This window comes from Microbacterium sp. HJ5, assembly GCF_054824025.1.
On sequence record NZ_JSYE01000004.1, the window covers coordinates 17,540 to 38,073 of the forward strand.

The following is a 20,534-nucleotide window of genomic DNA, read 5'->3' on the forward strand; positions in this document are numbered from 1 at the left end:
CGAACTCGGACCGCTGCAGGTCTACCTCAGCGTCAACGTGCCGGGCGGCATCCTGCTCGAGCCGACGTCCGGCCTCACGATCAACGACTTCGCGGGCGGCGTCGAGTTCTTCAAGACGCTGCCGTCGATCGAGGACCCGCTCGCGCTGCGGTCCTCGGCGTTCCAGCTGCCGACGGTGCTCACCGCCGACCAGTGGCTGCTCGGGCTGCAGCAGCAGGTCGCGCTCCAGGCGAAGACGATCTCGCAGACGCCCGGCCAGAGCGGGTTCGCCGCCGCCTTCACGTCGCCGATGGTGATCACCGGATCCGCGAAGATCTTCTCGATCTACACGTCGCAGGCCGTCTTCAACGGCCAGGTCATCATCAAGATCTCCACCGACGGCAAGATCCTCATCGTCGGCAAGCTCAACTTCGCCGCCGACAACATCTCGATCAGCGGGCGCCTGTACGCCGACCTGTCGAAGGTGGCGACGGGCAACGTCGTGATCCTGTTCCTCGCCGACTTCCCCGACCAGGTGCGTCTGCTGACCCTCTACGGCAAGCTCAAGATGGGCTTCCGCAACTCGTCCGGCAACGAGGTGACCTTCGACGTCGTCGAGGGACTCGACCCCATCGCGACCGGCACGGCGCCCGGCATCGGCCTCGGATCGCCCACCACCGACGGCGGCAGCGTCGACGTCGGCGTGGTCAACGGGGCGAACGGCTCGGTCAAGCACATCGACGTCACCTACACGCCGCCGGCAGGGGCGACGCTCGACCTGTCGCGCATCCTCGACACCGACAACGAGTTCACCCTCTGGTTCGGCGGCGTGCAGCGCAACACCGTCACCGGCAAGCCCGTGCCGATCGTCGCGGTCACGACCCCGAGCGGCATCGTCTTCGTCGAGCTGCTCACCGACGCCACCGGCGCGTACTACATGCTCGCGGGCTCCCGGGTCGACGTGATCAAGGTCGCCGACCTCGAACCGGGCGCGAACCTGCTCGAGACCGCGGTGCGGATCACCGGCACGACGCGGTTCCGCTACGCGATCGGCACCGCCGCCCTCGGCATGGGCCGCTGGGAGCTGCGCTTCGCGGCCGGCGCGGTCAAGAACGCCGACCTCACCACCTCGGCCGGCACCACCACGGGCGCGAGCAGCGCCGTGACCACCCTCGCCTTCACCGTGGTGGGCGCCACCGCGACCGTGACGAACCCGATGCCCGGCGCGAAGGTCGACATCAACGTCGTGAACGGCCGCGCGTGGATCCAGGTCACGTTCACCAACCCGTCGCTCTTCCGGATCGACCCGGCTTCGATCACCGACCTCGGCGCCGAGTTCCAGCTCTCGGGCGCCGGTCTCGGCACCATCAAGGTTGACGGCGCGCAGGCTCCGATGCTCGTCTCGTCGACGGCGAGCACCGCGACCTACCGCTACTGGCTCACGGGCCGCTTCGCCACGACGGGCGCCGTCAACCTGACCTTCCTCACCGGCAGCTGGTCGTACCTGCTCACCGTGACGGGTGCTGTCGCGATCACCGACGAGCCGGTCCGCCCGACCGCGTCGAACGGCCAGCCGGCCCCGCTCCCGGTGCGCACCACGGTCGGCGTGCGCTTCCCCGTGGGCGGCGAGCTGGGCGTGCCCGCCGGCTTCTCGATCGACCCGGAGTCGATCGTCAAGCGCCTCAACGGTCTTTCGTTCGCGGGCTCGGGCTGGGCGGTCGCCGTCGACCCGTCGGTCGCGGTGACCGCGACGGGAACGCCCGGCGAGTTCCGCGTCCCCGTCATCGTGACGACCTTCGGCTCTGCCGGGGCCCTCACCGGCGCGCTGACCGCGGCGAACATCGGCTACACCGGCGCCGTCACGGCGGGCTCGCAGCCGGGTCAGGTGCTCACCGTCTCGCCGACCGCGTTCATCGACATCGACTTCGCCGCCGCCGTCAACGGCCGCGCCCTCGACCTCGCGTCGATCCTCGACCTCGCCGCCGAGTTCGAGCTCTACGGCGAGGGGCTCGGCACCATCGCCCTCGACGCCACCCGTGCACCGATCCAGGTCACCACGGTGACGCCCGGCACCATCCGCATCCGCTACTGGCTCACGGGGCAGTACGAGGCCGGGCACGCGATCACGCTGACGCGCCTCGCGGGCACGTGGGCGTACACCGCATCCGTGACGCCGACCGCGGCGATCCTCCCGCAGTCGGGAACGAGCCTGGTGTGGTCGACCGACCTCGTCGTGACCTTCCCCGACGCCGCCGCGGCGGGCTTCCCGGCGGGATACGCGCTGGACGCGGCATCCGTCCTCGCCCGCCTCGGCGCCATCGGCTTCACCGCCGCCGCCGGCTGGACGATCGACCGCGACACCACCCGGGCCGTCCGCCAGGGGTCCAGCGCACTCCAGTTCCTCATCCCCGTGATCGTCGAGCGCGCCGACGCCTCGCAGTCCAGCTCGGCCGTGACCGTCTCGGCGACGTCCGCGAGCTACGCGTCTGCGGCTGCGTCGGTTCCGGATGCCTCGACCGCACCGACCCGCGACTACATCGACGTGCCCTTCACGGCGCCGACCGGCCTGCGCATCGACCCGGCGACGCTGCTCGACGGAGGGTCCGAGTTCACCCTGACCGTGCTGCGCGCCGGCTCGCCGGTCGTGCTGACCGTCACCGGCGCGACGCTGCTGCAGGTCGTCGACGGCGTGGTCTGGATCCGCTACCAGCTCTCGGGCCCGCTCGAGGCGGGAGACGTCGTCACGGTGACGCTCGACCCGTCGGCGTGGAGCTACACCCTGCCCGACGGCACGACGCCCTACACCGGGGCGACCCCGACCGGCGGCACGCAGGCCGGTGTGCCCGCGCCGGTCACGCTGCCGAGCCGTACGATGACCTACCTCGACGTGACGTTCACGCCCCCCGTCGCCGTGGGCGGCGAGACCTGGACGATCGTGCCCGGCTCGATCACCGGCAACGAGTTCACCATCAGCGGTCCCGGTGGCGGCGGCGTCCAGATCATCGGCGTCGTGCCCCTCGGCGGAAACGTGTGGCGCTACCTGCTCGACGGCACGTTCACCGCGGGCCGCGTCGACCTCATCTTCGACCTCACGGCCTTCGACATCAGCCCGGCGCGCGCACCCCCCGCGGGCACCACCGTGACCCAGTCCTTCTTCGTCGTCGGCTCGACCGCGGACGTCATCCGCACCGGCGACGACCCGACCACCCCCGCGGTGGACCAGGTCCCGCTGCCGCTCTCGGGCTCGTCCATCGGCCGCGACCTCCTCAACGCCCTCAAGTACCTCGAGATCCGCTTCCAGGGATCGTCCGGCTTCGCCCTCGACCACTCCACGATCAACGGCGACGAGATCGAGTTCCGCGACGCCGCCGGCAACCTCATCGCCCTCTCGGCGCCCGTCCGGGTCGGCACGAGCGACGTCTACCGCTACGCGTTCACCGCGACGCTCGCCGCCGGTGCCTACACCGTCACCTTCGTCGCCGGCCGCTTCGCCGACATCGGCGGTCGCCTGAACTCCGCCGAGACCGAGGGCTTCACCCTCACCGCCCCGACCTCGGGCCTCGCCGACCCGACGCCCGGCTCGGTCGTCGACGTCAAGGACCTCGCCGGGCGCGGCTGGGTCGACATCACCTTCGGCCCCCTGGCGGGCGTGGGCATCGATCGCGCGAGCATCACGGACGCCGACGCCGAGATCAGGATCACCGCGAACGGCGTGGAGCTCGTCGTCATCGGTGCGGCCATGCTCGTCAGCGGCTCGACCTACCGCTACTTCTTCGCAGGGCACCTCGCCGGCAACCTCACGATCACCTTCATCGACGGCAGCTGGCAGAACACGGCCGGCACCGCGTACGCCGGGGCGAGCCACACGGGCGCCGCGACGACCGAGGCCGACCTGAGCGCCGCTGTCATCCTGCCGCGCATCTGGTTCGGCGTCCGCCTCACGCCGACGGCCGGTGCGCAGGTCGACGTCGGCTCGCTCGGATCGAACGACCTCTCGTTCTCCGGCGGCGGCACACAGGCCCTGGCCTACTCGGCCGTCCACTTCGCCGGCGGCCTCGCGATGTACTCGTACACCCTGTCGGGGGCGCTCAGCGCCGGCACGGTCACGGTGACGTTCAACGCCGGGGCGTGGCACGACACCGCGGGCAACCTCTCGGCGGGCGGCAGCTCCCGCTTCCGGACGATCGAGCAGGGCACCTCGTTCTACATCGAGCTGTCCGGCGGCATCATGCTGCAGGCCGGCGACTTCCTCGACGAGCCGCTGCTGCACATCAAGGCCGCCGTCGTCCTCGAGATCGACTACACGCGGCTCGTCTTCATCCTGACCTTCGCCGGGCAGATCGACGTCTACGGTCTCGGCACGCTGGGGGCGGCATCCGGTCGCTTCGTCCTCCTCATCGGCGACGAGTCGACCAACCCGATGCACCCCGTCCCGCAGTTCTGGGGCGTCGCGACGGTCGAGACCAACTTCGAGGCGCTCGAGCAGTTCGGCATCCACCTCGACGGATCGGCGCAGCTGCGCATCAACCTCACCAACGAGGTCAAGACCGAGATCATCACGCTCCCGGGCGTCGGCCCCGGCGGCAGCGACCTCACCGAGACGTTCGTGCTGCAGCCCTTCAGCTTCGGCTTCCAGATCCTCGGCCAGCTGGTCGTGGCACCGGGTGGCACCGAGCTGCTGCGGGTGCAGGGCGGCCTGTACCTCAACATCTCGGCCAACCCGCCGACGCCCTCGATGGACGTGTTCCTCACCGGAACGCTCTCCTTCGGCTCGGGCGCCGCGCGCCTCGAGTACGGCTCGGTCACCGGCGTGCTCATGATCTCTACCCGCACCGACAACGGGGCGATCCCGGGCGTCGCGGGCAGCATCCGGGTCGCCAAGGGCGTCAACATCGGCCTGCCCGACATCGGGTCGCTGTTCTCGGCCACCGGCTCGGTCAACGTCATCTTCAACACCACGCTCGCCGACCAGACGTTCATCGTGCCGAACGCCTTCCTGCCGCTCCTGCTGCCCGGCCAGTCGCCGGTCTTCTACATCCCGAAGTCGCCCCCGGGCATCGACGGCCAGCCCGACCCGACGGCGCCCCTGGGCGGTGCGGTCTACGTCGTGGCGAGCATCCAGGCCGAGCTCACGATCGGCGGGGCGTTCACGCTGGCCGGCTTCGTCGGCATCACCGCGGCGATCGACCCGAACGGCACGGCCTACCTCAAGGTCGACGGCATGGTGGGCACCACCATCCCGTACCTCGGATCGCTCACCGGCGCGCTGAACCTGGCCGTCTACGTCGGAGCGCAGACGGGTGTCGTGGGCCGCGTGCAGCTGACGCTCGGCGTCAACGCGATCCCCGGCCTGAGCCTCAACGGCCAGTTCCTGCTCGAGATCAACACCTTCTCCAGCGCGCGGCAGATCCGCACCTTCGTCGTCGAGTCGCAGACCGTCAACGGCGTCACCGTCTTCGGAGGGTTCCAGCGGTCCGGCGGCCAGCTCGTCGTGGCGAACCAGACGATCAACGTCGTCGCCGGCTTCCGCCTCGAGATGTACGGGTCGCTCAAGGTCATGAACGTGCTCGACATCAACGGGCACCTCGTGCTCACGGTCGGGGCGAACGAGATCAGCCTGCTGGTCAACGGCGGCGCCTCGCTCGCGCCCTTCGGGAACGTCGTCCTGCGCGACAGCGGATTCCGCATCAACGGCAAGGGCCTCGTCGCCCGTCTCGACCTCTCGCTCGACGCCGGCTTCGGCGGCTCGATCGGGCTCGGCTTCTCGGTGAGCGCGGTCCTCGCCATCAACACCACCGGGGCGACGGCGCTCTTCGGATCGACCTCGGTGGCCCCCGGATTCCTGCTGCGACTGGACGGCTCGATCGACTTCCTCGGCTTCGCGCGGGGGAGCGGCTTCGCCGAGATCCGGATAGCCTCGAACGCCTTCGAGATGGCGTTCGGCGTCGCATTCGACCTGGCGGGCCTGAAGTTCTCCGCCAACGGCGTCGCCGGCATCTACAGCGACGGCTTCGTGATGGCCGTGTCGGTGAGCGCGTCGGCCGATGCGTTCGTGTTCAGCCTGACGGCGAACGGCACGCTGCGCATCAACACCACCGGGATGCTGCGCAACGGCGTCGACCCCGGCTTCAAGCTCTCGCTCACCGGCTCGGTCACGCTGCTCAAGCTGTTCAGCTTCAACGCCGGGTTCACGATCGAGGTGGGCAAGACGAGCTCCGGCGACTCGACGTACGCCGCGGGCGACTGGTACCTCGACGCGTACGCGGGCCTGTCGTTCTTCGGGTTCGGGCTCTCGGGCACGATCTTCCTGAACTCCGACGGCAACTTCAGCCTGACGCTCTCGGGCCGCATGCAGCTCGGCGGATCGTTCATGGGGATCCGCGGCGACTTCCACCTCGAGATCTCGTTCCTCACCCACGAGCAGAACGGCATCGTCTGGTACACGCTGTTCATCGGCGGCGGCGCGAGCGTCGAGGTGTACTTCGACTTCAAGCTGTTCGAGATCAGCCTCGGCGTCGGCCTCGACCTGTCGGTGAGCGCCGACTCCCGCAATGCCGACTCCAACGGCGATGTGCCGCTGCGGTTCCGCATCACCGTGCGGTTCAAGGTGCTCGGCACGTGGTACTCGCGCAGCGACACCTTCACGATCGGCAGCGTGCGCTTCCCGGTCGTGCCGTACCTCGCCGGCAACGGCCAGACCTACACGGGCACGGACTCGTTCAAGAGCCTCCGCGAGTGGCGCGCGAGCGACCGCGACCTGTGGATCAACGTCGGCGGCACGGCGCAGCGCGCGGCGCGGAGCGTCTCGACCGGGGTCATCGACGAGACGGTGCGCATCGAGCAGATCGGCGCGCTCTCCAACGGGCTCGCCACGATCCGGATCACCGCGTTCGGGCACACCCGCACCTACGCGAACGTGCAGCGCATCCACGCCTACTTCGGCGACGGCGTCGACAACGTGGTCATCGACCCGAGCGTCCAGGTGCCCGTCACGATCGACGGCGGCTCGGGCAACGACACGATCCTGGTGCAGGGCTCCGGCGCGGGCATCTCGCTCAGCGGCGGCACCGAGAACGACACGATCACCGTGAGCGGCTCCGCATCGGGCACCGTGAACGGCGGCGACGGCAACGACCTGCTCCGCCACACCGGGACCGGCGCGCTCACGATGAACGGCGAGGCCGGCAACGACATCCTCATCGGCAGCACGATCCTGGACGTCCTGAACGGCGGCGACCACGACGACGTGCTGTCCGGCCCGGCGCGCCGCTACGACGGCGGCGCCGGAAACGACATCATCACCACGACGGCGGCGGTCTTCACGTCGCCCGACACCGAGGTCGTCACCGGCGGCTCCGGCACCGACCGCCTGATCCTCACGCTGACGGGCGGCTCCGAGCAGCTCGTCGTCAGCAACCCCTCGGCCGGCATCCTCACCCACACGCTCGGCGGCGCCAGCCGCAACACCTCCGGCATCGAGAACCTCGTGATCGACGCCGGTGCGGGCGCCGACCAGATCACGCTGTCCGACATCACCGGGGCCTCCTCGGGCCTGCTCACGGTCGAGATCGCGGTCGGCGCCGGCAGCACCGACCTCGTCACGATCCTCGGCTCGGCCACCGGCGGCGACACCTTCGCGATCTCGACCGACGGCACGCGCACGAAGATCGTGCGCAGCACCGCCACCGGGTACATCGCCTGGATCGACGGCACGGTGCGCGGTCAGGGCGACGCGCTCATCGTCGACGGGCGCGGCGGCGCCGACACCATCGACGCCTCCGCCGTGTCGGTCGACCGCCTCGCGCTGACCCTCATCGGGGGCACGGAGGGCGACCGCCTCATCGGCTCCCCGTTCGCCGACGTGCTCGACTCCGGCGCGGGCGACGACACCGTCACCGGCGGCCTCGGACAGGACACCTTCATCGATGCGGGCGGCACCGACACCCTCGTCGAGTCCTTCGCGACGGGTGACTTCGGCCTCTACCGCAACCTCTTCGTTCACGGGCTCGCCGTCGGCACCGACTTCGGCGTCGGCTCGATCGCCGAGGACCTGCTCGGCATCTTCGAGATCGCGCGCCTCACCTCGACCGGCACGGGCCCGACCACGGTGCTCATCGGCGACGCCGACGGCACGGTGACCGTCGCCGGCGTCGCGCGCGCGGCCGACCCGTGGACCGGCAGCGCCTATATCGACCCGGGCGACGGCGACGACGTCGTGCGCGTCGAGCTCACCCGTTCGACCGGCATGGCCGTGCACATCGTCGACACCGCCGGCAGCGACCGCCTCGAGGTCTGGGGCTCGGCGGCTCCCGACGACCTCATCGTCGACATCGTGGCCTCGCCGCCGACGGGTCCGCAGGCGAACCGCGTGCGCCGCGTGTCGTTCGACGCCGCGGGCGCCATGACCACGCTCGGCACGATCACCCACGGCGGGGTCGAGCTCGTCGAGATCCGCACCCTCGCCGGCGGCGACCGCGTCGCCGTGCGGGCCATCGCCGTGCAGCACCGCGTGTACACCGGCGAGCACACCGACCGCATCGCCGTCGGCTCGCAGGCCGCGGGCACGGGCACGACGAGCACCGTGTGGACGAACACCGGCGGCACGGTGAACGCCGTCAGCGCCCCGCTCGTGATCGTCGGCGGCACCGGACCGGGCGCGCTCACCGGAGCCGACCTGCTCTCGGTCGACGACAGCGGCGACACCGCGCCCAATGTCGGCGCGCTCACCTCGAACACGGTGACCGGCCTCGGCATGAGCCACGGCATCACCTACACCGAGCTCGAGCACCTGACCATCGACCTCGGCTCGGGCGGCGACACGTTCACCGTGCACTCGACCCACGGGGGCACCACGACGATCACCGCGGGCGGCGGCGCCGACACCGTCATCGTCCGCACCGTCTCGGGCGCGACGTCGATCGACACGGGCGCCGGTGACGACACGGTGCGCGTCAGCTCCACGGTCACCGGCATCGGCGGCGTCCTCACGGGCATCGCCGCGCCCCTCACGCTCACCGGCGGCACCGGCAGCGACCTTCTGTTCCTCGACGACGCCGCAGCCCTGCTCGACCGGCTCGGCGTGCTGACCGCGGCCTCCATCGCGGGTCTCGGCATGACCGGCGGCTCGCCGACGCCCAGCCTCGTGCAGGTCGTCACCGTGCGCGGCGCCGTCAACGGACGCTTCACCCTCACGGTCGCCGGCCTCGGCACCACGGTGCAGCTCGCCTTCGACGCCACCGCCTCCCAGGTGCAGGCGGCGCTGGCCGCGCTCGTCGGCGCCGGCAACGTCGTGGTGACCAAGGCCGGCACCCGCTGGACGATCGCGTGGACGGGCGCCCTCGCGGGCCTCGCCGGGGCGGCGCGCCTCCTCACCCTCGGTGCTGTCGCCGGCCACCCGCTGGTCGCGGCCGCCGGCGGCTCGGTCACCACCGAGGTGCTGCGGATGACGGACGGCCGGGTCGACTACACGCTGTTCGAGTCGCTCGACCTCGCGCTCGGGTCGGGATCGGATGTCGTGAACGTCGACTCGACGCACGCGGGCACGACCGCCGTGCACGGCGGCGCCGGCAACGACCGCGTGTTCGTGGAGGCCCTCGGCGGTGCGACGACGATCACCGGAGACGCCGGCGACGACTGGCTCGTCGTCAACGCGGTGCCGGGGCCCGCGGGCGTCAACCCGATGGCGGGCAAGACGCTCACGCTCAACGGCGGCGCGAACTCCGACTACTTCGTCATCGACCTGTTCGGCGTCGGCAGCAGCCGCATCGACACCGTCGACGTCGCCGACGGCGGCACCAACGTGCTCGTGGTCAACGGCTCGGCCGCCGGCGACACGTTCCTGTTCCGCCGCAATGCGACCACGTCGCTCATCGGGCTGCTATCGGCTCCCGCCGCGGGGCGGTTCACGGCCGTCGAGAAGGTGACCTACGGGGCGGCGATGACCGGAGGCGTCGTCGTCAACGGCCTCGCCGGCGACGACACGTTCGCCTTCGACGACACCGGCTCGGTGCTCACGGTCAACGGCGACTCGGGCAACGACCGCTTCCGCTTCGGCCAGCTGTACACGTCGTACGTCGCAGACGCCGAGTTCGCGGCATCCGGATTCTTCGCGTCGACCCGCGGACTGCTGACGCGCGGCGTCTCGTTCACCGCCTCGGTGCGCGGCGGCTCGGGCGACGACGTGTTCGAGGTCTTCCGCAACGTCGCGACCCTGAACCTCTACGGGGACGCCGGCGACGACACGTTCGTGATCCGCTCGTTCGCGGGCGAGTCGGAGGTCACCGCGCTCAACGCCGGCGAGGGCCGCAACTTCATCGAGTACGCCTCGAACGCGCCGGTCAACATCGACGGCGGTGCCGGCTACGACCTCGTCGTCATCATCGGCACCGAGTTCGGCGACACCTTCGTCATCACCGCGAGCGGCGTCTACGGCGCCGGCCGGGTCATCCGGTACGTCAACGTCGAGAAGGTGTCGATCTACGGCATGGCCGGCGACGACGTCTTCCACGTGCTGTCGACCAACCCGGCCGTCGAGCTCGCGATCTTCGGCGGCCAGGGCTCCGACCGGGTCGAGGTCGGCAGCGCCGCGCCCGCGGTGCAGGCGAACGACCTGCTGGGCCACACCGGCCTCGTGCGCCACTCGGTCGAGAGCACCGTCGCCAACAGCGCGTGGGCGCTGCTGCGAGTCGACGGCATCGCGACCGAGATCATGGACGACGACGAGCCGACGATCGTGCTGGCGCCCGTCGGCGGATCGCTCACGCTCAGGGAAGGCGGCGCGAGCGGCACGCTGCGGGTGCGCCTGACGAAGGCGCCCACCACGACCGTCCAGGTCACGCTCGTCGGCCCGGCGGTCGACCCCGGCTCGGCCGGCCGCGCACGTGCGATCGAGCTGTCGGTCGACGGCGGGGCGACGTGGCAGACCTCGGTGACGCTGGTCTTCGCCGCGGGCGGCACGGCAGAGCGCTCGGTGCTCGTGCGCGCTGCCGATGACCTGGCCGCCGAGGGCGAGTGGTTCTCGCCCGTCGACGTCATCGCCACCGGCGGCGAGTACGCCGGCGCCCTCGTCGCCACGACCTTCGTGCGGGTCATCGACGACGACGCCCCCGAGGTGCCGGTCGTGATCCCCGACGGCGGCGTGCGGGTCATCGAGCCCGCCGCCGGCACCGGCGGCACGACCGCGGCGTACGAGGTGCGCATCTCGTCGACCCCGCGCGGTCCGGTGACCGTCGTGCTCACCGCGCCCGCCGGCCTGCTCATCTCGGCCGACGGCCTCTCGTGGGTCTCGACGCTCACGCTCACGTTCACCGCAGCGGGCACGCGCACCGTGCAGGTCCGCGCGATCGACGACACCGCGGTCGAGGGCCAGCACGTGCAGGCGATCACCGCGGCGGTCACCTCGAACGACCGCCTGTCGGGCGTGGTCGCCGGTGCGGGCGGGCTTGCGAACGAATTCGCCTTCACGGGGATGACGGCTGTCGCCGGCGCGCTCAAGGGCCACCTGATCCGGATCACGAGCGGCGCGGGTGCCGGCCAGGTCCGGCGCATCTGGAGCAACACCGCGTCGACGATCGAGATCGAGGGCGAGTGGGACGTCGCGCCCGGCGCCGGCTCCACCTTCGTCATCACCGGGTACACCGCGCCCATCACGGCCGCCGAGCTCGTGGGCACCGTGACCGCGGTCTCGGGCGACAACCGCACCGTGACGCTCTCGGGCGTCGTCCTGCCCACGACCGGCGGCGGGCTCGCCGGCGCGCTCCTGCGTCTCGTCGACGCGAACGGCACGGCGACCTACCGCACCATCGCGAGCAACACCGCCACCACGATCACCGTCGTCGACGCGTGGGGTGCGGGCACCTTCGTGCTCGGCACGAGCCGCGTCTACGTCGCCGAGCTCGCCGGCGCGGTCGTCGAGCGGGTGAGCGTGCTCGTGCACGACGGCGACTCCGCCGGCGTCGTGATCACGCCCGTGGGCGGCGACATCCGCCTGGTCGAGGGCGCCACCGGCTCGCAGTTCGGCGCGACGGCCGCCTACACCGTGCGGCTCACGAAGGCGCCGGCGGCGGGGGAGACCGTCACGGTGCGCCTCGACGCGATCGCGTCGTTCACCCTCGACATCGGCGGACCGGACTGCGGTCTGCCGAACGGCTGCCGCGACCGCCAGCTCGAGTTCTGGAACGGCTCGGCGTGGGTGGGCGCGCTCGCCCTGACCTTCACGGCGGCGAACTGGTCGGCCGAGCGCACCGTCACGATCCGCGCGGTCGACGACGCGAAGGTCGACGGCGACGACGTGCAGGAGTTCGCCGACTCCGCCCGTCGCCTGCACCTCATCCAGGGCCCGCTGTTCGTCTCGGGCGGCGACGACCCCCACCCGCCGGTCCAGCTCGAACTCGACGACTACCTGCCGATCCTGCTGCCCGGCGAGCACTCGGGCGGCCCGCTGCCCGTGACCGGCACGACGGCCGACGCCATCGAGACCGCCCAGGTCGACCGCCTCATCGTCCACAACGAGGACAGCCCCGCTGACGACACGGGCGTGCTCACGCGCGACCGCATCACCGGCCTCGGCATGGCGGGCGACTACTCGCTCGCCGGACGCCCCGTGCTCGGCGGCATCCGCTACGCCCAGTTCGAAGACCTCACCATCCTGCTCGGCTACGGTGACGACCTCTTCACGATCGAGTCGACCCACGCCGGCACCACAACGGTGCTGGCGGGTCCGGGCGACGACCGCCTGGTGATCCGCACGATCGACGGGCACACGCAGGTCATCGGCGGCCCGACGACCGCGTCCGCCCCGCTGTACGGCAACACCGACGACGACACGTTCTCGGTCGGCACGGTCTCGGGCATCCTCGACCTGCTCGCGGCGCTCCTCGTGCTCGAAGGCGGCGTGGGCCGCGACGTGGCGAACCTCGACGACTCCGGCGACGCCGGCGCGAACCTCGGCTGGCTCACGCAGGACGCCCTCACCGGCCTCGACATGACGCCGCGCCCGGGGCTCGACGACCAGGGCCGCCCGCTCGACCGCCTGTACGCGGTGACCCCGCGCGGTGCGTCGTTCACGATCATGCTGTCGCAGGTGCGGGGCGGCGTCGCCACCGGCATCGGCGCGGTCACCTTCGCCGCCGGCGCCTCGGCCGAGGCGGTGCGCGCTGCGCTGCAGTCGCTCCTCTTCCCGACGACGGCCGGCGCCGACGCGGGCGTCTCGATGAGCTGCGGCGAGGAGGACGCCACGCGCTGCGCCGCGAGCGTCTACGTCTGGCTCGTCGGCGGGACCTACTTCGTCGGATTCCGCGGCGAGGTGAACGAAGACACCGCGCAGCCGGTCACGATCGCGCTCTCCGCGCTGGGGGCGACGGTGACGGATGCCGCGACCGACGGCACCGCGATTGCGGGCATCCGCTATCACGGCCTCGAGACGCTCAACCTGGCGCTCGGCTCGGGCCACGACGTGCTCAACATCCGCGGCACGCGGCCGGTGACGAACGTCTCGTTCGGCGCGGGCGACGATCGCGTGTACATCTCGTCGCGCGCGGACGTCGCCGTCGACGGCCGTCCGCAGTTCCTCGCGGGCGACCTCGACCGCATCGAGGGCACGCTGAACCTCGACCTCGGCGCCGGCCGGCACACGCTGCTGCTGAGCGACGAGGGAGCGGCGGCCGGCGACCCATCGGTGCTCATCACCGACCTGGCAGTCCCGGCGCGGACGCGCGACGCGAACCTCTCGGCCGACGGCGAGATCTTCGTCGTCGGGCTCGCCCCGGCGGGCATCTCGTGGCGCGCCGGCGCGACGGGCACCTTCGCCGACGGCATCCGGATCTGGACGAGCGGCTTCGCCGACACGATCACGATCGACGGCACGCACACCCGCCCGGGCGTGCGCACCACGACGTGGCTCAATACCGGGCTCGGGAGCGACACGATCACGGTCGACCTGCAGGCGAGCGAGGACGGCTTCTTCGTGCTCAACACGCAGGGTCCGAACGACAACGTGCTCGGCCTCGGCGCCGCACTCGACGACGGCGACGAGCCGGTGCGCCCCGACGTCGTGGTCGAGGTGCGCGTCAACGGGGTGGTCGTGCCGTCGGTGCGGTACGTGTCGTCGACGATCCTCGACACGGTCGGCCTCTTCGACGCGCTGAGCCCGAACGACGTGGTCACGGTGACCCTGCACCTCACGGCCTGGAGCGTGCAGGCGGCCGGTTCGTTCGACCTCGGAGCCACGGGCGACCTCGTCGGCTACCGCGTCTGGGTCAACGGGCGCCTCCTCGGGGCATCCGAGGTCTCGCGCAACGGCAGCCTGCTCACATTCGCGGCACCCGCGCAGCGCGACGGCTCGGCCGCCCACGTCGTGGTCGAGGTGACCCGCACGCGCACCGAGACGTTCACCATGCCGGCCACCGGCGCGATCCTGCCCGCAGGCACCGCCGACGACGACCTCGTCAACGCCCACGCGTCGACGCTGCCGCTCGTGATCTTCGGCGGCATCGGCGCCGACCGTCTGCACGGCGGAACCGGCGGCGACATCGTCTTCGGCGACCGCGGCGTCGTGCAGTGGGTCGACGGAGCCGGCAACGTCGTCGCGCAGTCGGGCCACGGCGGCGTCGACGACTTCACCGACGGCGTGCTCCGCCCGCTCGGCCGCATCGCGACGCTCGACCCGACGATCGGCGGCGCCGACACGATCACCAGCGGCGTGGGCGCCGACCTCGTGCTCGGCGGCGCGGGCGGCGACACCATCACCACCAACCGCGGCGAGGCGGCGGGTGCACCCGACCGCACCGGCATCGTGTTCGGCGACCACGGGTTCGTCGACTGGGTGGTGCAGGACGCCGATGCCGCCGACATCGACCGGGTATGGTCGCTCGACACCGCGTTCGGCGGCGCCGACGTCATCACGACCGGCACGGCCGACGACCTGATCGTCGGCGGCAGCGGAGGCGACACGATCTCGGCGTCCGACGGACGCAACATCGTCTTCGGCGACCACGGACGCTTCACCGCGACGGTCGGCGGGTCCACAGCCCTCTGGAGCCCGACGCTGACGCTGCCGGCCGGCGTGCTCACGACCGTCGACGCGACGATCGGCGGCAACGACGCGATCACCACAGGGGCGGGCAGCGACCTGATGCTCGGCGGCGCGGCGGACGACACCATCGCCGCCGGCGCCGGCGCCGACATCGTGTTCGGCGACCACGGCACGATGACCCTCATGGTCAAGTCCGGCCTGCTGCAGGTCGTCTTCATCGGCTCGCTCGACAACGCGACCGGCGGCGACGACACCCTCCGCGGCGAGGCCGGGCAGGACATCCTCATCGGCGGCACCGGCACCAACCAGGCAGGCAAGGCCGACCGCATCGACGGCGGCGCCGACAAGGACCTCATCTTCGGCGACAACGTCGAGCTCGACCGCCGGACCACGTTCGGCGACCACCGCAGCCTGCGCTTCCGCGTGCTGAGCGGATCGACGATCTACAGCACGGCGCTCGCGACGGCAGGCAGCGCGAACGTCACGGGCGCCGCGCAGAACAACCCCGCGGGGGCGACCGCGTGGAGCGACTTCGTCATCATGCTGCTCGACCACGCGGCGACGACGCCGCCGGCGCTCTACAACCGCGACTACATCGCGGGCGGTGCCGACGACGACACGATCTTCGGTCAGCTCGGCAACGACACGATCCAGGGCGACGGGAAGATCGGGACGGATGCCGCGCCCACCGCGTACGGAGCGCACCGCGACCCGATGACCGGCCTCCTCGTGCTGACCCCGTCGGTCGAGGATGCCACCGACGGCGACGACTACATCGAGGGCGGTGGCGGTGCCGACGTGATCTTCGGCAACCTGGGCCGCGACGACATCATCGGCGGCAGCTCGAGCCTGTTCTCGCTCATGACGAAGGACCGCCGCCCCGACGGCGCCGACCTCCTCTTCGGCGGCGCCGGCACCAAGGTCGGCCGCAACGACGACACCGGCCTGCACGGCCGCGACTCCGACACGATCGTCGGCGACAACGGCAACATCCTGCGGCTCGTCGGCACCGGCGGCGGCGCAGGCGGCGCGTACCTCGCGTTCACGTACGACAACTACGGCGAGGCGGTGCGCCTCCTGCCGCGCGCGGTCGAGCTGCTCGACTACACGCCCGGCGGCCCGACCCGCGCGGCCTCGGCGACGGCCGACGTCTACGGTGGCGACGAGATCCACGGCGAGGCCGGCGACGACACCGTCTACGCCGGCGCGGGCAACGACGTCGCGTTCGGCGACGCCGGCGACGACGACCTCATCGGCGGCTGGGGACACGACTGGATCTCGGGCGGCACCGGTGTCGACGGCATCCTGGGCGACGACGGGCGCATCTTCACGAGCCGCAACGGCCAGACCGAGCTGCTCAACGGGCTGACCACCGCGTCGGCCCAGATCGAGGTCACCACGCCCGGCCGCGTGCAGGTCGCCATCCTGTTCCCGACCGGGAAGCTCACCAAGCGCGTCGACCTCACGCCGTTCTTCGTGAACGACGACCTGCGCGACCCGCTCGCGCCGACCACGTTCCTCAACGACGTGCTCTTCGGCGGCTGGGACGGCGACTTCATCCACGGCGGGCTCGGCGACGACGCCATCTCGGGTGCCGAGGCCCTCGCCGGATCGGGCTACGGCGACAGCGGAGCCCGCAGCGACTTCGCACGGCCGTTCAACGACGGCACGCTGCTCGGATTCGACCCGACCGCAGGCGAGTTCGCCCGCTACGACGAGTACTTCCCGATGCGGAGAATCCTCGTGAACGGCGGCGAGTGGTTCCTCAACTTCGTCAGCACCGAGGGCCGCGCCGACTCGGGCGTCTCGAGCGACGGCGACGACGTGCTCTTCGGCGACCACGGCAACGACTGGATCGTCGGCGGCACCGGGCGCGACACGGCGTGGGGCGGCTGGGGCAACGACCTGCTCAACATGGACGACGTGCTCACGACGGCGGCCGGCGAGAACACGTCGCCCGACACCAACGTGTCGTACGAGGACCGCGCCGTCGGCGGCGCCGGGCTGGACGTGCTCATCGCGAACACCGGCGGCGACCGCCTGATCGACTGGGTCGGCGAGTTCAACAGCTACCTCGTCCCCTTCGCGCCCTTCGGGCTGGGCACCGTGAGCCGCCAGGTGCCGCCGGGGCTGTTCGAGTTCCTCTACGCGCTGTCGGCGGCGCAGGGGGCGGACTTCACGATCGCACAGCTGGTGGGCGACGCCTCGATCCCGCGCAACGGCGAGCCGTTCGGCGAGGCGGGCCTGGTCACCCAGAAGGACGACGCGTGGCAGGACCAGACCGGCGGCCCGCGCGACCCGCAGCCGGGCAACGTGCCCGGCGGCAAGCGCGACGTGCTGCGCTCGGCGGCGTTCAGCACGGGCACGGCCGAGGCCTTCTTCGCCGACTCCGGGGTCTTCGCGGTCCAGGACGGCACGCTCACCGTCACCGCGACCGCCACCGGCGGCGACGCCGCCGCCGTCTACTACATCGACCAGTACCTGCCGATCTACTTCGAGATCCACGCGCAGGTGTATCTCACCAAGCCGACGGGCGGATGGAAGGCCAACGCGTTCGTCATCTTCGACTACTTCTCACCCACCGACTTCAAGTTCGCCGGCGTCGACCAGTCGACCAACAAGCTCGTCATGGGCCGGCGCACCGCCTCGGGCTGGCAGGTCGACGTGCAGTCCTCGATTGGCGGCGGCGTCAAGTACAACAAGTGGTACTCGATGCTCGTCGCGGTCAACGGCACGACCGTCACCATCTCCCTCGACGGGGCCGTCGCCTTCACCCACACGTTCGCCCCGCGGGTGCTCGACGGCGTGACGGTGGCGCTCAACAAGGGCTTCGTGGGCATGGGGTCCAACGGCGCACGCGGCAAGTTCGACAACGTCTCGGTGCAGGTGCTCCCGCCCTCGATCACGCTCGACACGACAGACGAGTTCACCGGACCCGGCATGGTCGGCGGCGTGCGCGGCACCTGGAACACGGCCTCCGGCGCGCTCACCGGCACTGCGGCGCCGAGCGCCGCCGCCCTCGCCCTCGCGGCGCTCGACTCGGCGATCGCCGCGAACGCGTTCCTCGAGCTCACGACGGTCGCGACGCTCACGGCGGGCTCGCGCGCCGGCATCGTCTACGACTACTACAGCGCGACCGACTACAAGTTCATCGTGCTCGACCAGGCAGCCCAGGCGGTCCTGTTCGGTCATGTCGCGGGCGGTCAGACGGTGATCGACGAGCGCGTCGCGCGCGCAGTGTCGGCGGGCGTCGCGTACACCCTCACCGTGACGATCAAGGGGGCGTCGGTCTCGCTCACCGTGAACGGCGCGTTCGTCCTGTCCCGCGCGTACAACGCCGCCCTCGCCGACGGCCGATTCGGGCTCACGGTCGCGGCCGGGACGGCGAAGTTCGAGTACCTGCGCGTGCGCACCGACGGGTACAGTCCGCCCGCGGCACGGGCGTCGTTCGGATCGGTCGGCGGAACCTCGGCGCCGACCGCGACCTCGACGGGCGCGAGCATGCCGACGTCGACCACGACCGCCGCGCCCACGTCGACCTCCGCGACGTCGACCACGACCGCCTCGACCACCTCGACCACCACGACGACCACGGGCGTCACGACGACGACCACGGGCTCCAGCGCGCCCGCACCCGCTCCCGGGTCCGAGCCGCTGTCAGCGCCCGCGCTGACGTCGACCGCGCCGAGCCGCCAGAGCTAGCCCGGCCCCGATGGCCGGCTACCTCGCGTAGCGCTCGACGAAGGTGCGCAGCATCCGACTCGGGTGAGAGACCGCGGCGCGCCGGACCGCGGTCAGCGTGAGCTCGAGCTCGTCGGTGGCGAAGTACCCGTAGCCGGCATAGGCGTGAATGCGCGTCGTGATGCCGTCGACGTCGAGCTCGGGGTGGAACTGCGTCGCGTAGACGTTGTCGCGCACCTTGAACATCTGCACCGGGCAGTCCGGCGACGAGCCGAGGAGCGTCGCCGACGGCGGGAGCACCGTGACCGCCTCCTTGTGGCCTACGAAGGCGTCGAACACGCGCGGCATGCCCTCGAGCAGGGGATCGGATGCCCCGTCCTCGGTGAGCGTCACCGGCACGACACTGATCGGCTCGGTGTACGTCCGGTCGATCACGGCGCCCTGGTGCGCGCCGAGCGTTCCCACGCCGTAGCAGGCGCCGAGGAACGGGAAGTCGCGCGCGACCACCCGGTCGAGCAGCGTCTGGAACTCGGCCTCCACTCGGTGCTGCACGCCGGACTTCTTCTCGGCCGGGTCGGACGCGTTGAACGGCCCGCCGCCGACGAAGATGCCCGACAGCTCGTCCAGGTCGAGCGCGGGCATCGGTCCGGCCTCGAGCCGGACGCGCCGCAGGTCGCGCTCGTCGAGGCCGGTGTAGCGCAGGAAGAGCGCGTACTCCTCGTCGGCGGGGACGTCTTCGGCCCGCGTGGCGAGGAGGACGAAGGGCTTCACCCCCCAAGCCTACGGCCCGCCCCGGCTGGCGCCGGATGCACAGAATCGGAGGTTCTCGGCGACACGCCGGGGCGAGGCATCCGTCACCCGGCGTGTCGGGCAGAACCTCCGATTCTCTGTCGCCGGCTCCTCCCGAGGGCGGCCGATCGGACCGCTCATCACAGAGCGCGCCGGTCGCGCGGTGCAGCCGGGGCGGGTGCAGCAGGGTGGGCGGATGTGCACCACCCCGCACCCGATCGCCACATACCGGGAACTGGCCGCGGCGGGGCTGTCGCGGTGGATGATCGCGAGCGCTCTCGCCCGCGGATCACTCGGTCTCGTGCGGCGAGGTGTCTACGATCGCGGGGCATGCGACACCGTGCGGCGTGCAGCCGCGCACGGCGGAGCGATCGCGTGTGTGAGGGCGGCGGAGCACCTCGGGCTGTGGACGCTCGACCGCAGCGCGAGCGCGCACGTCGCATTGCCCGGCCACGGGCGCGCGTATCCCCACGCCGACTGCACCTGCGTCGTGCATTGGGTCGCAGCGCCGGACGCCGGAACGAACTCCTTCGGCATCCCGACCGTAGCCAGCGTGCTGCGCCAGATCCTGCGATGCCGCGGGGTGGAGGAGTTCTTCGTGGCGCTCGAGTCCGCGCTCCGGCAGCGGATGCTGGCGCCGACCGATCTCGCGTGGCTTCGCGCGCACACCAACGACGCTGCGCGGGACGCGATCGCGTTCGCCCGCGCGGATGCCGACAGCGGGCTGGAGTCGCTGCTGCGCTGGCGCCTGCGGCCGCACGGGCTTCGCGTTCGGACCCAGCAGCACATCGTCTCGGTCGGCCGAGTGGACTTCCTCGTCGGTGACCGGCTGATCGTGGAGGTCGACGGCATCGACAATCACGACGGACCGTCTCACCGCCATAAGGACCTGGTGCGCGATGCCCACGCCGCCGCCTGGGGGTACGTCAGCCTCCGCTTCGACTACGCGATGGTCGTGCACGACTGGCCCACGGTGGAGCTGGCCATCCTCGCTCACGTCGACCGAGGCCTGCACCGCTTCTGAGCAGCGCGCACAGAATCGGAGGTTTCCGGC

Annotated in this window: 3 protein-coding genes (1 of these 3 cut by a window edge); 2 read left to right on the plus strand and 1 reads right to left on the minus strand. The window is 71.5% G+C overall.

The window, feature by feature from the left end:
• Nucleotides 1–18,712, plus strand: the 3' portion of a protein-coding gene (locus OB08_RS01345; RefSeq protein ID WP_461471333.1) for a beta strand repeat-containing protein. The gene continues 17,492 nt to the left of window position 1, outside the view; 18,712 of the gene's 36,204 nt are visible here — the last part of the coding sequence; its start codon lies beyond the left edge, outside the window; it ends in the stop codon at nucleotides 18,710–18,712.
• 18 nt (nucleotides 18,713–18,730) lie between these two features.
• Here OB08_RS01345 and OB08_RS01350 read toward each other — a convergent pair whose 3' ends face one another.
• Nucleotides 18,731–19,462 carry a glutamine amidotransferase gene (locus tag OB08_RS01350; RefSeq protein WP_461471335.1) on the minus strand — a complete coding sequence of 244 codons (732 nt, stop codon included), beginning with the start codon at nucleotides 19,460–19,462 and terminating at the stop codon, nucleotides 18,731–18,733.
• A gap of 214 nt (nucleotides 19,463–19,676) precedes the next feature.
• Here OB08_RS01350 and OB08_RS01355 point away from each other — a divergent pair, with 214 nt between their 5' ends.
• Nucleotides 19,677–20,504: a DUF559 domain-containing protein gene (locus tag OB08_RS01355; RefSeq protein ID WP_461471337.1), complete on the plus strand. Its 828-nt coding sequence runs from the start codon at nucleotides 19,677–19,679 to the stop codon at nucleotides 20,502–20,504.
• Nucleotides 20,505–20,534: the final 30 nt, after the last annotated feature.